Annotated in this window: 13 protein-coding genes, 1 tRNA gene and 1 pseudogene; 12 read left to right on the top strand and 3 right to left on the bottom strand. The window is 67.6% G+C overall.

Features of this window, described 5'->3' with window-relative positions:
* Window positions 1–32 precede the first annotated feature (32 nt).
* On the bottom strand, window positions 33–1,097 hold the full coding sequence (locus tag ATK74_RS12460) for a sensor histidine kinase (RefSeq protein WP_169923845.1): 1,065 nt from the start codon (window positions 1,095–1,097) through the stop codon (window positions 33–35).
* A gap of 68 nt (window positions 1,098–1,165) precedes the next feature.
* Window positions 1,166–1,873, bottom strand: coding sequence for a response regulator transcription factor (locus ATK74_RS12465; RefSeq protein WP_098461341.1), 708 nt, complete (start codon window positions 1,871–1,873; stop codon window positions 1,166–1,168).
* A 142-nt stretch (window positions 1,874–2,015) separates the two neighbouring features.
* On the opposite strand from ATK74_RS12465, the gene ATK74_RS15220 reads away from it, so the two are divergent.
* The 6 genes from ATK74_RS15220 to ATK74_RS12495 all read left to right on the top strand — a co-directional run bounded on the left by ATK74_RS15220 (window position 2,016) and on the right by ATK74_RS12495 (window position 5,109).
* Complete coding sequence (locus tag ATK74_RS15220) at window positions 2,016–2,279, top strand: hypothetical protein (RefSeq protein ID WP_143483670.1); 264 nt, start codon at window positions 2,016–2,018, stop codon at window positions 2,277–2,279.
* On the top strand, window positions 2,276–2,587 hold the full coding sequence (locus ATK74_RS12475; RefSeq protein WP_098461343.1) for a glutaredoxin: 312 nt from the start codon (window positions 2,276–2,278) through the stop codon (window positions 2,585–2,587). Before ATK74_RS15220 ends, ATK74_RS12475 begins: the two co-directional genes overlap by 4 nt.
* A complete protein-coding gene (locus ATK74_RS12480; RefSeq protein WP_098461344.1) occupies window positions 2,580–3,536 on the top strand; it encodes a cytochrome c biogenesis CcdA family protein in 957 nt (318 codons plus the stop codon). Before ATK74_RS12475 ends, ATK74_RS12480 begins: the two co-directional genes overlap by 8 nt.
* A gap of 26 nt (window positions 3,537–3,562) precedes the next feature.
* On the top strand, window positions 3,563–4,171 hold the full coding sequence (locus ATK74_RS12485) for a peroxiredoxin family protein (protein ID WP_098461345.1): 609 nt from the start codon (window positions 3,563–3,565) through the stop codon (window positions 4,169–4,171).
* Between the two features lie 81 nt (window positions 4,172–4,252).
* Complete coding sequence (locus ATK74_RS12490) at window positions 4,253–4,441, top strand: YHS domain-containing protein (protein ID WP_098461346.1); 189 nt, start codon at window positions 4,253–4,255, stop codon at window positions 4,439–4,441.
* Between the two features lie 146 nt (window positions 4,442–4,587).
* Window positions 4,588–5,109, top strand: a complete 522-nt coding sequence (locus ATK74_RS12495; protein ID WP_169923846.1) for a thioredoxin-like domain-containing protein — start codon at window positions 4,588–4,590, stop codon at window positions 5,107–5,109.
* Between the two features lie 705 nt (window positions 5,110–5,814).
* Here ATK74_RS12495 and ATK74_RS12505 read toward each other — a convergent pair.
* Window positions 5,815–5,897 (bottom strand) — tRNA-Leu (locus ATK74_RS12505).
* A 185-nt stretch (window positions 5,898–6,082) separates the two neighbouring features.
* On the opposite strand from ATK74_RS12505, the gene ATK74_RS12510 reads away from it, so the two are divergent.
* The 6 genes and pseudogenes from ATK74_RS12510 to pknB all read left to right on the top strand — a co-directional run bounded on the left by ATK74_RS12510 (window position 6,083) and on the right by pknB (window position 13,516).
* A complete protein-coding gene (locus ATK74_RS12510; RefSeq protein WP_098461349.1) occupies window positions 6,083–6,796 on the top strand; it encodes an FHA domain-containing protein in 714 nt (237 codons plus the stop codon).
* Window positions 6,789–7,268 (top strand): FHA domain-containing protein FhaB/FipA, encoded by a 480-nt coding sequence (locus ATK74_RS12515; protein WP_098461350.1) that lies wholly within the window; start codon window positions 6,789–6,791, stop codon window positions 7,266–7,268. Before ATK74_RS12510 ends, ATK74_RS12515 begins: the two co-directional genes overlap by 8 nt.
* Window positions 7,269–8,660, top strand: a complete 1,392-nt coding sequence (locus ATK74_RS12520; protein ID WP_098461351.1) for a PP2C family protein-serine/threonine phosphatase — start codon at window positions 7,269–7,271, stop codon at window positions 8,658–8,660. It begins immediately after the preceding gene.
* A pseudogene (locus ATK74_RS12525) lies at window positions 8,660–9,982 on the top strand (FtsW/RodA/SpoVE family cell cycle protein); the annotation flags it as partial. The gene ATK74_RS12520 and the pseudogene ATK74_RS12525, both read left to right, overlap by 1 nt.
* A gap of 257 nt (window positions 9,983–10,239) precedes the next feature.
* A complete protein-coding gene (locus ATK74_RS12530) occupies window positions 10,240–11,658 on the top strand; it encodes a peptidoglycan D,D-transpeptidase FtsI family protein (protein WP_098461353.1) in 1,419 nt (472 codons plus the stop codon).
* 82 nt (window positions 11,659–11,740) lie between these two features.
* Window positions 11,741–13,516, top strand: a complete 1,776-nt coding sequence (gene pknB / locus ATK74_RS12535) for a Stk1 family PASTA domain-containing Ser/Thr kinase (protein WP_098461354.1) — start codon at window positions 11,741–11,743, stop codon at window positions 13,514–13,516.
* The last annotated feature ends 36 nt before the right edge of the window (window positions 13,517–13,552 follow it).

The following is a 13,552-nucleotide window of genomic DNA, read 5'->3' on the forward strand; positions in this document are numbered from 1 at the left end:
TCTTCCAGCCTGCCCGTGCGAGAGGTCGTTCCCTACGGTGCGGTGTGAAGTTTCTCTGAAGATCCTTTGGCGATCGGCAAGCTCAGCGTGATCGTGGTGCCTTTGCCCAGACCTGCACTGGCGGCGCTGAGTTCGCCTCCGTGTGCCCGTGCGATGGCTCGGCTGATAGCCAGGCCCACACCGGTCCCGCCGTGTTCGCGGTCGCGGGCTGCGTCGACCCGGTAGAAACGTTCGAAGATCCGCTGGAGGTGTTCCTCGGCGATCCCGTCCCCGTTGTCGGTGACCTGCAGGTTCACCCTGTCCCGGTCGGGTGTGACGGTGATCTCCACCCGGCCGCCGCTAGGGGTGTGCCGTAAGGCGTTCGACAACAGGTTGCCCAGCACCTGGCCGATCCGGGCCGGGTCGGCCTCGGTCCACAGCGCATCCCCTCGGTAGGGGTGAAGCTGGAGCTCGACCTGCTTGCGCTCGAACCCGTCCCTGGCGGCGAGGACCGCCGTCTCGGCCAGCGCGTTGGGGTCGCTGGGACGGGGTTCGAGGTTGAGCCTGCCCTCCTCGGCCGCGGAGACCTGGCCGAGGTCGTCGGCGAGGTGGGAGATGCGGTCGATCTGGCTGCTGAGGATCTGCCAGGCCCGCGGGCCGGGTTCGATGGCGCCGTCCTCGAGGCTTTCCACACAGATCTCCATGCTGGCCAAGGGGGTCCGGATCTCGTGGGCGAGATCGGTCAGCAGCCGGCGGCGGCTCCCTTCGACGGTCGCGAGCTTGCCGGCCATGGTGTTGAAGCTGGCCGCCAGTGTTGCCAGTTCGCGGGAGTCGGCCGGCTCGACCCGGAGCTCGTAGTCGCCGTCGGAGATCCGAGCGGCCGCGTCGCCGAGGTCGGTGAGCGATCGTCGCAGGCGGCGGGTGATGAGGACGCTGACGATGACGGCACCGGTGGCGGCGATCGCCAGGCCCATACCCAGTGCAAGCGCTCCGGCGGCGCTGAATGCCTCTTGGGAGTGGGCGAGCAGTTCGGGGCTGTCGTGGCCGGCTTCCTTCATGTGGGCCTCGAACAGGGGCGGGCCCGCGATTGCGGCAACGACGATCATGGTCAGCGCCATCGCTACCGACACCCCGATTTGGGAGACGAGTAGCCGGGTACTCAGGCTCCCGGGCTGCTGCCTATGGTTCATCGGGCGGGGCCCATCCGGTATCCGACGCCGCGAAGGGTCTCGACGAAGGCCAAGTCGGCGATCTCGGCGAGCTTGCGCCGCAGGTGTCCGACGTGGACGTCGACCAGGTGCTCATCGCCGACCCAGTCCTCGCCCCACACCGCGTCCACCAGCTCGCGGCGGGTGAACGCCGCTCTGGGCCTGGCCGCGAGCACCTGGAGCAGGTCGAACTCGGTGCGGGTGAGCTCGACCTCGGTTCCCTCGACCGTCACCCGGCGTCCGGACACGTCGATGGACAACGCCCCGACGGTGCGGGCCGGCTCCTCGACAGCCCGGTCCGCCCGCGGTCTGCGCAGCAGCACCTGCACGCGGGCGACGAGTTCGCGGGCGCTGAACGGCTTGGTCATGTAGTCGTCAGCGCCCGCGGACAGCCCGATCAGCTTGTCGATCTCCTCGTTGCGAGCGGTGAGCATGATGATGTAGCAGTCCGAATGCCGCCTGATCTCGTGGCACACCTCCAGCCCGTCCTTACCCGGCAGGCCAAGGTCGAGGACGACAACGTCCGGTGCGTCGGCCAGGGCACGCTCAACAGCTGTGATCCCGTCGTGGGCGACCGACGTCCGGAACCCGGCGCGCTGCAAGTAGTTGGCCACCATGCCGGCCAGCACGGTCTCGTCATCCACCACCAGAACATGGGCAGCCTGCAGATCCGAGGTTGGGTCCATGACTGCCATCATGCCTCCGCCGGACTACACCGCCCGCTCCACAGTCCAGAGCAACATCGTTTCTTCATCAAGACTTCGAGGTCCCATCGGGAACACCAACCAAGCTGAGAACCAGCAGGCCACAAGGTGAGGAGTACTGAAGATGATGGGATTCGGCGCGATGGGCATGGTCTCCTGGGCCTTTGGGGCGATCGCCGTCGCCACCATCTGGGGTGGCCTGTGGTGGCTGCTGTCATCAATCGGCTCCCACTCGAACGCGGACGCCCAGCCGAAGGAGCTCACAACATCACCGCCCCGCCCGACGCCACCCGCGTCGGACTGGCAGCAGCCCACCTTCGAGCATCCCCAGGCCCATGCGACCGCACCCCTCCCGACCCGAGCCAAGACCGAAGGAGACCTCCGATGACCCCCGGAACCACTCCGCAGCGCCCGGCACGGATCACGGTCGTAACAGCACCCGGGTGCCACTTCTGCGAACAAGCCCATCAGACGCTCAGCCACCTCGCTGCCGACGGTGCCGCGATCGAAATCGAACTCGTCGAAGCGATCTCCCCGGCCGGGCTCGCGCTCTTGGCTGAGCACCGCCCGCCGATGAATCCCCTCGTCCTCGTCGACGGCGACTACTTCTCCGCCGGCCGGCTCCCGATCCGCAAACTCCAGGTACTCCTAGACCGCCGCGCACGGACCCTCACCGGGGTGAACTCCCGTGGGTGACCTGCTGACCACCGGCGGGGTGCTGGCCGCGTTCTTTGCCGGCGGGGTCGCCCTGTTCGCGCCCTGCTGCATCGTGTTCCTCGCCCCGAGCTACCTCGCCGCGGCCGTGAAGAACCGGCGCTGGCGGCTGCTGCCGCTCACGTTCCTGTTCGCCGCCGGGCTCGCCGCCGTGCTCGTGCCGATCACGGTCGGGATCAGCCTGATCGCCGGCGCCATCGCCAAGTACCACACCGTCCTCTACTACGCCGGTGGCGTGCTCATGCTGGCGCTCGCCGCCTTCACCCTGTCCGGACGGATGTGGAGCCTGCCCAGCTTCCTGCGCACCCCAGACACCGCCAGGGGGGACGGGGCCAGCTTCTTCGCCCTTGGCGTCTTCAGCGGCATCGCGTCCAGCTGCTGCGCCCCCGTGCTGGTCGGGGTGATGACCCTGTCGGCGCTCGCCGGCTCACCCGTCGGTGGGGTCGCTCTCGGCCTGGCCTACGTCTTCGGAATGGTGTTCCCGCTGTTCGTGATGGCGCTGGTGTGGGACGTGACCGGACTGCGCACCAAGCCACTGGCCGCGAAACCACTCCGGCTGCGGCTGGGGCGCTGGTCGCTGGCAACCAACACCGTCAACCTTGCTGTCGCGATCGGGTTCACCGTCATGGGCGGCTTCATCATCTACCTGGCCAACACCGGCACCATGTCCGGAGGAACCGAAGTCCAGGTCGACACCGGACGCGCACTCGCCACCTGGTTCACCCAGATCGAAACCCTCCTCACCCCAGTGCCCGAACCGGTCCTCGGACTCGGTCTCCTCCTGCTGGCCGGAGTCTTCATCTGGGGCGCCCTCATCGGACGCCGGAGACACCCCCGTCCAACTGAGAGTGAAGAAGCCCTCCCCGACTTGGCCGACGCACGGTCCTCTCCGAGCAAGCCGGCGTCCACCTCCGACCTCCCACTCCACTGACCGTGCAGACAAGGACGAAAGACGACATGACCATCCCCACCCAACGTCAGGATCTGCACGCCCGCCAGCGAGTCGCGGCCCAGACCCAGAAGCGCAAGCGCACCCTGCGGCTGTGGCTGTCCTGGGGGGCTGCCCTCGCCTTGGTGGCCATCATCGCGGGGATGCTGTTCACCTCCCAGACCACCTCGGCCAGCACCAGCAAGACCGCCCCCGACTTCACCCTGCCCACCACCAGCGACACCACCGTCACCCTCTCCAACCTCCGCGGCAAGGCCGTCCTGCTCTACTTCAACGAAGGAGCCGGATGCGGCGCCTGCCTCATGCAGATGACCGAGATCGAAAGGAACAAGGCGGCCTTCGACGCCGTCGGCATAACCGTGCTGCCCATCGTCATGAACACCAAGGCCGACATCACCACCGACATGACCCACTACGGCGTCACCACCCCCTTCCTCCTCGACGACGGCACCGTCTCCAAGGCCTACGGCACGTTGGGCAAGGGCATGCACGCCGACCTGCCCGGCCACAGCTTCGTCCTCATCGACGCCACCGGCGTCCAGCGCTGGTACGGCGAATACCCCTCCATGTGGCTAGAACCCAAAACACTGCTCGACGAGATCAAGACCCGGCTCTGACCGGCGGGATCGCGGGCTCGGATCTCCAGACCTGCGACCACTCGACCAACCCGAAATCACACCCATCGAGAAGGAAAGAGCATGTTCGAGAAGCAGAAGACCATCAAGGCCCTCGATCCGATCTGCGGCATGCGAATCGCCCCCGCCAACGCCGCAGCAACCCGCGAACACGACGGCACAAACTTCTACTTCTGCGCCGAGGGTTGCGCCAAAACCTTCGATCGGGATCCCCACCGCTACGGCCACCTCGCGGCACCCCACCCGCACTAGGCACATCACCACATCCCCGGCCCCAAACCACACTTGACGAGGACCCCATGCCCCAGAACCCCAGCCCCAACTCCCGGCCGACTGCCCTTCGCGAAGCCGTTGTGGCACAACAGCGGCGGAAGCGGCGCCGATGGATCCTGATGTGGGTGGCGATCGGTGTCGCGGTCGTCGTGGTGATCACCGGCGCTGGAGTACTCCTGTCACGACCCCCGGTAGCCACTGCCGATACGACCGGGACCGTTACCTACCCGGATCTGGCACGAGGCCACGTCTCCACCCCGGTCGTGTACGCCCAGGTTCCGCCGGCGGGCGGCGACCATGCAGAGGAATGGCAGAACTGCGGCGTGTACACCGCCCCTGTCCAGAGCGAGAACGCGGTCCATTCCCTCGAGCACGGAGCGATCTGGGTCACCTACCGGCCCGACCTCGCACCCGACCAGGTGCAAGTCCTCCAGGCCGCGGTCAAGACCCAACCCTACGGACTGCTCAGCCCCTTCCCGGGACTACCGGCACCCGTCGTGGCCACCGTGTGGGGCGTCCAACTCAAGGTTCAATCCGCAACCGACCCCCAGCTGGCCAGCTTCATCGCCAAGTACGCCGACGCCAGCCAGGCTCCCGAGCCGCGAGGCGAGTGCACCGGAGGGATCGGTGCCCCCACCGATCGGTGAAGAAGGGCGCAGATCAAGCCCGCGAGAGCCGTTCTGTTAGGGGGAGGTCGGAGCCGAACCACGCGATAGCCTCCCGGTTCACACTCAGCTCCCCAATCTGCTGGGCGGATTGTGGCGCTCGATCCGCGCCAGGACATGTTCGCGGGGTGGCGCGTGCCCATGCTCGACCTTCAAATGGGTCAGCAACGCGTCCGTGAGGTGGTCGGCGTTGTCACTCGAGAAGGCCTCTTTGCAGCGCGGGCAGCTGAGTCGGAAAGCGTTCATGAGCACCAGTCTCGTCGCTCTACCACCACCATCCTCGAGCGACGCCAAACGTAACCGACGCTGATCAGTTCTGGTACACCCGAACGTCACACACGTCGCCACCCTCGCATGCGTCACCTTCGGGTCCGAACCTCGGCTGACCGACGGCCTTCCCGCCGATCAACCTCGCACAAGGTCGTCAGGGGTCACCATTACTTGAATCGGTCGTGGGGCAGACGTGGGGCAGCGCAGTCTCCACACAAGGTTCCGCACCTAGTCAAAGGCGGGTTTGAGCGAACCATTTCCGTGGGGCACGAGTTGTCACGTGAGGGCTCGATTGACCTGAGGCGGCCTGCCGCGCCCAGTGAAAGCCCTAGCCAGCGGGATATTGCCTGTGCCCGAAATGGGTCCCGATAGAGGATTCGCCATTCCGTGTTTGCCCTAGTCAGGGGCACCTTACGGTGCGCGAGAGAGGAGTTGAACCTCCACGTCCTTTCGGACACACGGACCTGAACCGTGCGCGTCTGCCATTCCGCCACTCGCGCTCGACTCCCTCAGGAGCCAGCCGCAAGAGGCTAGCACAGACTGGCCGGTGAGTTCGATTCGAGCTCACCGGCCTGAAGGCCTGCTGAAGATCGAAGTCTGTCCGCCGCGTCCATAGCGACAACGTGGGACGCTTACCTGGGCCTCGATAGGCTTGGAGCTACCGGCCACAGCAGAAGGAGTGCGCATGGGGGTCTTCGATCGGGTGGAGAAAAAGCTGGAGGGCGCCGTCAGCGGCGTCTTTGCGCGCGCCTTCAAGGGCGACGTGCAGCCGGTGGAGCTCACCGCTCGCCTGCAGCGCGAACTCGACAGCGAGGCCAAGCTGCTCGACCGCGATCGCAAGCTCGTTCCCAACGACTTCACGATCGGCTTCTCCCAGCACGACTACGACCGGCTCACCCCCTACTCGAAGACGCTGAACGCCGAGATCATCCCGGTCCTGCGCGACTACGCGGCGAACGCCGGCTACCTGTTCAACGGCCCGCTCACCATCGACTACGTCCTCGACGCATCGCTTCCGGTCGGACGGTTCACGGTGAGTTCCGCCGCTGTGGCCGGGGTGGACGCCGCTGCCGAACCGACCCCCAGCGAGGTGCGCAATGCCCGGCTGGTGGTCGAGGTCAACGGCGTCCGGCACCCGCTCACCCCGCCCGGCTTCAGCATCGGACGTGGCACCGACGCGGACCTGCGGATCAACGACCCCGGCGTCTCCCGGCTGCACGCCCGGATCAACGTGGTCGACACCGCCGCCGGCCAGCAGGTCAGCATCGAAGATCTCGGCTCCACCAACGGCATCACAGTGGACGGCGTCCGCACCCGTCAGGCCAGCCTCGGCGAAGGCAGCCGCATCGAGATCGGAACCACCCGACTCGCCATCGTCTCGCCGACCTCGGATGTCTGAACTCGTCGTCGTCGCGCTCAAGCTCGGCTTCCTGGCCCTGCTCTGGTTGTTCATCCTCTTCGTCGGCAATGTGGTGCGTACCGACCTGTTCGGACGCAAGGTGCCGGCCACCGAGATCGCCCAAGCCAGCCTGGTGGCCACCGGCGGCCCGACCGCGAAAATGCCCCGCAAGGTCGAGAAGCGCCTGCCCACCGTCCTGAAGATCACCCACGGACGCCAGGCCGGTCTGACCGTCCCGCTGGCCGGCGGCGTCCTGATCGGACGCTCACCGGACTGCCAGCTGCTACTCGAGGACGACTACGTCTCCACCAAGCACGCCCGGATCGTGGTGACCCCGAGCGGCTACCAGGTCGAGGATCTCGGTTCCACCAACGGCACCTTCCTCAACAACCAGCGGCTCACCACCCCCAGCCCATTCGGCGCTGGTGACACCCTGCGGATCGGCCGCACCCTGATGAGCGTGGAGAAGTAGATGACCCTCGCTCTGCGCTACCTGGCCCACTCCGAGATCGGGCTGGTCCGTCGCAACAACCAGGACTCGGCCTACACCTCGCCCACCATGCTGATGGTGGCGGACGGAATGGGCGGCGCCGCCGCCGGCGACCTGGCCTCGGCGATCGCCATCCGCGAGCTGCAAGAGGCGGACGGGCCGCTGACCGGCGAGTCGATGCTCACCGCGATCGACGCGGCCATCGCCAAGGCGTCCAGGTCCATCTCCGATCTGATCGACGACGACCCGGCCCTAGACGGCATGGGCAGCACCGTGTGCGGTTTCATGTTCGACGGCAACCAGATCGGCCTGGCCAACATCGGCGACTCCCGCGCCTACCGCTACCGCGACGGCGTGCTCACCCGGCTGACCCGGGACCACTCCTGGGTGCAGACCCTGGTCGATGAGGGACGGATCACCGAGGCCGAGGCCCTCGAGCATCCGCATCGCTCACTGATCCTGCGCGTCATCAACGGCAGCACCCAGCACCTGCCCGATCTGGAGCTGGTCGACGTCCAGGTCGGCGACCGGCTGCTGGTCTGCTCCGACGGCCTGTGCGGCATGGTCACCGATGCCGTCATCGCCTCCGAGATGGACGGCGATCTGCCCAAGGTTCTGGAGTCGCTGATCGCCGTGGCTCACGCCGAGGGCGGCCTGGACAACATCACCATCATCCTGGCCGACGTGGTCGAGGGCGAGCCGTCCGGGACCCCCGAGGTGCTCGGTGCCGCAGCCGTGATCGATCCGGACGACATCAGCGAGAACACCGTGGCCCTGCCGGCCGGTCAGCTGGTCGAGGTCGCCCCGGACCCGGTGGCCGGCGAGACGGCCCGCTACGCCCCGACCACCAAGCACCGGCTGCGCACTTCGCTGACCGTGCTGCTGGCGATCCTGCTGCCGCTGGGCCTGATCGGCGGGGCCGGCTACGGCTGGTACCACTACACCCAGGGGCAGTACTACCTGGGCGCGAACGCCGAACAGGTGGCCATCTACCAGGGCATCCCCGAGCCGGTGTTCAACCTGCCGCTGTCGAAGGTGATCCAGGACGACCAGACCCGGGTCGCCGATCTGCCCGGCTACTACCAAGAACAGGTCCGGGCCAAGGCCCTGACCGCCGGCTCGCTGACCGCCGCCCAGCGGATCCTGGACACGCTGCGGGTCAAGGCCGAGCAGTGCATCAAGCAGCGCTCCGGCTGGCACAGCCCCAGCCCGAGTCCCAGCCCCACTCCCCCGGCCAGCCAGACCCCGTCCGGTCGTCCGAGCGGATCCGCCTCTCCCACTGCCAAGCCGGGGGCCACCCCGTCGGCCCCCACGTCGATCGCCAGCCCGCAGCCGACGGACACCAGCACCCCGGCAGCGCCCACGGAGTGCTGATGGCAGAAGTCGTCAGCTATCGGAAGCGACGCGGCGTCGAGGCCTTCATGCTGGTCTTCGCCGTGGCGCTCGGCTGGGGCGGCTACGTGATCACCCACCTGAACCAGGACGCCAAGCTGCCCGCGCAGTGGCCGTGGGCGCTGGGCATCCTGCTCGGCATGGCCCTGGTGTTGCACCTAGTGGTGCGCTGGCGGACGCCGTACGCCGACCCGCTGATCCTGCCGCTGGTGATGCTGCTGAACGGCCTGGGGTTGGCCATGATCCATCGGCTCGACTTGGGCACCGACCCGGTGATGCACTCCGCCGAACTCCAGCTGGGCTGGATGGTGGTTGCTGTGGTCGGCTGCTGTGCGGTCCTGATCTGGCTGCGCGACTACCGGATCCTGTACCGCTACACCTACCTGATGTTCCTGGCCGGCATGGTGCTGCTGATGCTGCCTCTGGTGCCCGGCCTGGGGCTGGAGAAGAACGGCGCCCGGATCTGGATCCACCTGGGCACCTACAGCTTCCAGCCGGCCGAGCTGGCCAAGCTCGTCTTGTCCATCGCGTTCGCCTCCTACCTCGTCGACAAGCGGGACGTCCTGGCGCTGGCCGGCGGCAAGTTCCTGGGCCTGGACCTGCCCCGAGCCCGTGACCTGGGCCCGATCCTGGTGATGTGGCTGGCCAGCTTGGCGGTCTTGGTCTTCCAGAAGGACCTGGGCACCTCACTGCTGTTCTTCGGCCTGTTCGTGATGATGCTCTACGTGGCCACCGAGAAGCCCAGCTGGGTGATCCTGGGCACCGGACTGTTCATCAGCGGTGCGGTCGGGGCCTACTTCCTGTTCGGCCACGTCCAGACCCGTGTCTCCGGCTGGCTGAACCCGTTCAGCAACTATGACGTCAACTATCAGGTGATCAGCGGCCAGTTCGGGATCGCCTGGGGCGGCCTGTTCGGCACCGGCTGGGGCCTGGGCCGGCCGAACCTCACCCCGCTGCCCAAGTCCGACTTCATCTCCGCGGCGATCGGCGAGGAGCTGGGCATCACCGGTCTGGCCGCCGTCATCATCCTCTACGGCTTCATCGTGGCCCGCGGCCTGCGGGCAGCCCTGGGCAGCCGCGACCCGTTCGGCAAGCTGCTGGCCGCCGGCCTGGCCTTCGTCTTCGCCATTCAGGTCTTCTCGATCATCGGCGGTGTCACTCGGCTGCTTCCGCTCACCGGTCTGACCACGCCATTCATGTCGCAAGGCGGCTCCTCGCTGGTCGCCAACTGGGTCATGATCGGGCTGCTGCTGGTGATCACCCACCAGGTCCGCCAGCCCAGCGTCGAGCCGCTGGCCGATCCGGTGGCTTCGCTGGCCTCCGAAGCCACTCAGCTGATCCCGGTCAGTGCGTCCGTACGTCCGTCGGTGGCAGAGGACGAGACCGGACCGCTGCCGATCTTCGCCGACGACCCGACCGGGCCGATCCCGACCGTCTCCCCGGACGCCCTGACCGGCCCACTGCCCACCGTCGCGCCCGATGCGCTCACCGGCCCACTGCCGTCCATCGATACTGATGCCGAGGCGACCACGGCGATCCGGCCGGAGAACGGGGAGCCGCGATGAACCGTCCGATTCGAGGTGTGGCCATCGCGGTCATGCTGATGTTCACCGCGCTACTGGCCAACCTGACCTATCTGAGCATCGGCCAGCAGTCCTACCTGAACGACCGCGTCGAGAACCGTCGGGTGGCTGACGCCCGGTTCGGCCAGGATCGCGGGCCGATCCTGGTCGGCAACACTGCGGTCGCCGAGTCCAAGCCGGTCAAGGACCGCTACAAGTTCCAGCGCAGCTACTCCAATGGCGAGCTGTACGCCCCGATCACCGGCTTCTACTCCTATCTCTACCGGGCCTCCGGGCTCGAGCAGTCCTACTCCTCGGCGCTGTCCGGCCAGGACGACTCACAGTTCCTGAGTCGCCTGGTGAACATGCTGTCCGGGGCCGTCCCCCGCGGCGGAGCGATCGAGACCACGATCAACGCCAAAGCCCAGCAGGCAGCCTGGAAAGCCCTGGCCGGACGCAAGGGCGCGGTCGTCGCTGTGGACTACACCACCGGTGCGGTGCTGGCGCTGGTCACCTCACCCAGCTACGACCCGAACAAGCTGGCCACCCACGACCTGCCGAACTCGACCAAGGCCTGGAACTCGCTGAACAACGATCCGACCAAGCCGATGTCGAACCGGGCCACCCGCGAGATCTACCCGCCCGGCTCGACCTTCAAGCTGGTCACCGCCGCGGCCGCCCTGGAGTCCGGGCTGACCGCCGACTCCAAGATCGACTCCTCGGCCTTCAAGCTGCCCACCTCGACCAAGGTGATCACCGGCAACTGCGGGGGCAGTTCGATCAGCCTCACCCAGGCACTCAAAGTGTCCTGCAACCCCGGCTTCGCCCGACTGGGCGCCAGCCTCGGCGAGGACGAGTTGCGCAACCAGGCCGAACGCTTCGGCTTCGGCTCCAAGTTCCTCGACGAGATCGGCTCGGCACCCAGCCGGTTCCCCGACGAGCTCGACCCGGCGCAGACCGCAATGAGCGCCATCGGTGAGTTCGAGGTGGCCGCCACTCCGCTGCAGATGGCGCTGGTGTCGGCCGCGATCGCCAACCGCGGCGTCCTCATGGAGCCCTACCTGGTCAGCCAGGTGACCGACGCCGACTTCAATGTCGTCCGGACCACGACGCCGCGAGCGCGCAGCCAGGCGCTGACCGCGTCCAGCGCCACCGAGTTGCAGAAGATGATGGTCCAGGTGGTGGCCAACGGCACCGGGCACAACGCCCAGATCCCCGGCGTCACCGTCGGCGGCAAGACCGGGACGGCGCAGTCCGACCGGATCCGGAACCCGTACGCCTGGTTCACCGCGTGGGCGGACAATCCCCATGTGGCGGTCTGTGCATTCGTCGAGGATGCCGAGATCGACGCCAGTGAAATCGCCGGCGGACGTGTCGCCGCACCCATCGCCAAGGCCGTGATCGAGGCCCTGCGATGACCCCAGTACCCCTGATCAGCCACAATGTACCGGTGGGCCGCGCTCGGCCCGGCGGATCACCGGCCCGAAAGGACGCAGTGAGATGACCGAAGAGCCGAGGATTCTCGGAGGCCGCTACCAGCTCGGCGAGGTGCTGGGCCGTGGTGGCATGGCCGAGGTCCGTCGAGCCCGCGATCTACGCCTGGGCCGCGAAGTGGCGGTCAAGCAGCTGCGCGTCGACCTCGCCTCCGACCCCACCTTCCAGGAGCGGTTCCGCCGCGAGGCCCAGTCCGCGGCCGGCCTGAACCACCCGAACATCGTGGCCGTCTACGACACCGGCGAGGATCTCGAGCCGAACAGCGGCGTCCGAGTGCCCTACATCGTGATGGAGCTGGTCGTCGGACGCACTCTGCGCGACCTGCTGCGCACCGGCCGCAAGATCGTCCCCAGCAAGGCGCTGGAGTTCGTCCGCGGCATCTTGGACGCGCTGAGCTACAGCCACAAAGCCGGCATCATCCACCGCGACATCAAGCCCGCGAACGTGATGCTGACCGCCGATGGCACCGTGAAGGTGATGGACTTCGGGATCGCCCGTGCGGTCGCCGACACCTCGTCCACCATGACCCAGACCGCGGCCGTGATCGGCACCGCCCAGTACCTCTCCCCGGAGCAGGCCCGCGGCGAGACCGTCGACTCCCGCAGCGACATCTACTCGGCCGGCTGCCTGCTGTACGAGCTGCTGGTCGGGCGTCCGCCGTTCCAGGGCGATTCGCCGGTCAGCGTCGCTTACCAGCACGTCCGGGAAGCCCCGGTGCCACCGTCCCAGCTGGACCCGATGATCACCCCGGCCATGGACGCCATCACGCTGAAGGCGCTGGCCAAGGACCCCGAGGACCGCTACCAGACCGCCGCGGCGATGCGTTCCGACCTGACCCGGCTGCTGGCCGGCCAGGAGATCTCCGCCCGTCCGCCGGTGATTCCGATGGCTGCCCCGACCAGCTCGCTGACTCCGGCCTCCTATGAGCCGACCACCGTCATGGCCGGCAACCCGAACCCGTCGCTGCCCTCGCCGACCACGCTGGCCGGGCCGGTGGCCACCAAGCCCAAGCGCCGGATCTGGCCGGTGGCAGTGTTCCTTTCCGCGCTGGCCCTCGTCGCGATCGGTTTCGTGGCCTACTTCGCCACCCAGCCCGAGAAGGTCCAGATGGTGGCCGTCCCCGGGCTGGTCGGACGTCCGCAGGCCGTCGCCGAGTTCGCGCTCACCGACAAGGGGCTCAAGGCCCGCGTCCAGACAGTGACCGGCCCCGACGACACCACCCGGGGCCAGGTGATTCGGCAGTCGCTCCCCGAGGGCACGTCGGTCCCGATCAATACCGAGGTCACCATCGAGGTGAACATCGGCCCGGCCAAGGCCCAGATTCCGACCGACCTGGTCACCATGAACGTCGACGACGCGATCGCCGAACTGACCCGACTCGGCTTCTCGAACACCAGAGCCATCAAGGATCCCAGCGAGCCCCTGGACGCGCGGGCGAACGCGGTCACCAATGTCGACCCGCAGCCCGGCCAGACGGTGAACATGGACGCGCTGATCACCGTCTACTACGCCACCGGGGAGTCGGCAGTTCCGAACTTCAAGGGGCTCACCCAGGAGGAGGCGATCGCGCAGGCGGTCGAGGCCGGCTTCCCGTCGCCCAAGTTCACCCCTGCCGAGTCGCTGGAGACCCCGGGCACCGTGATCTCGCAGAACCCGGTGCTGGGCAAGGTGGTCAAGCGGACCACGGTGATCAAGCTGGTGCTGGCCGTCGCTCCGGCGACCCCGACACCGCCGCCGACCACGCCGCCGCCCACCGAGTCACCAACCTCGGCCCCCTCCTGATCGGGGTCGCGCCGGACGTCGGCTAACTGGACGGGC

Origin of the sequence: Propionicimonas paludicola (assembly GCF_002563675.1) — a bacterium.
GTDB classification, from domain to species: domain Bacteria; phylum Actinomycetota; class Actinomycetes; order Propionibacteriales; family Propionibacteriaceae; genus Propionicimonas; species Propionicimonas paludicola.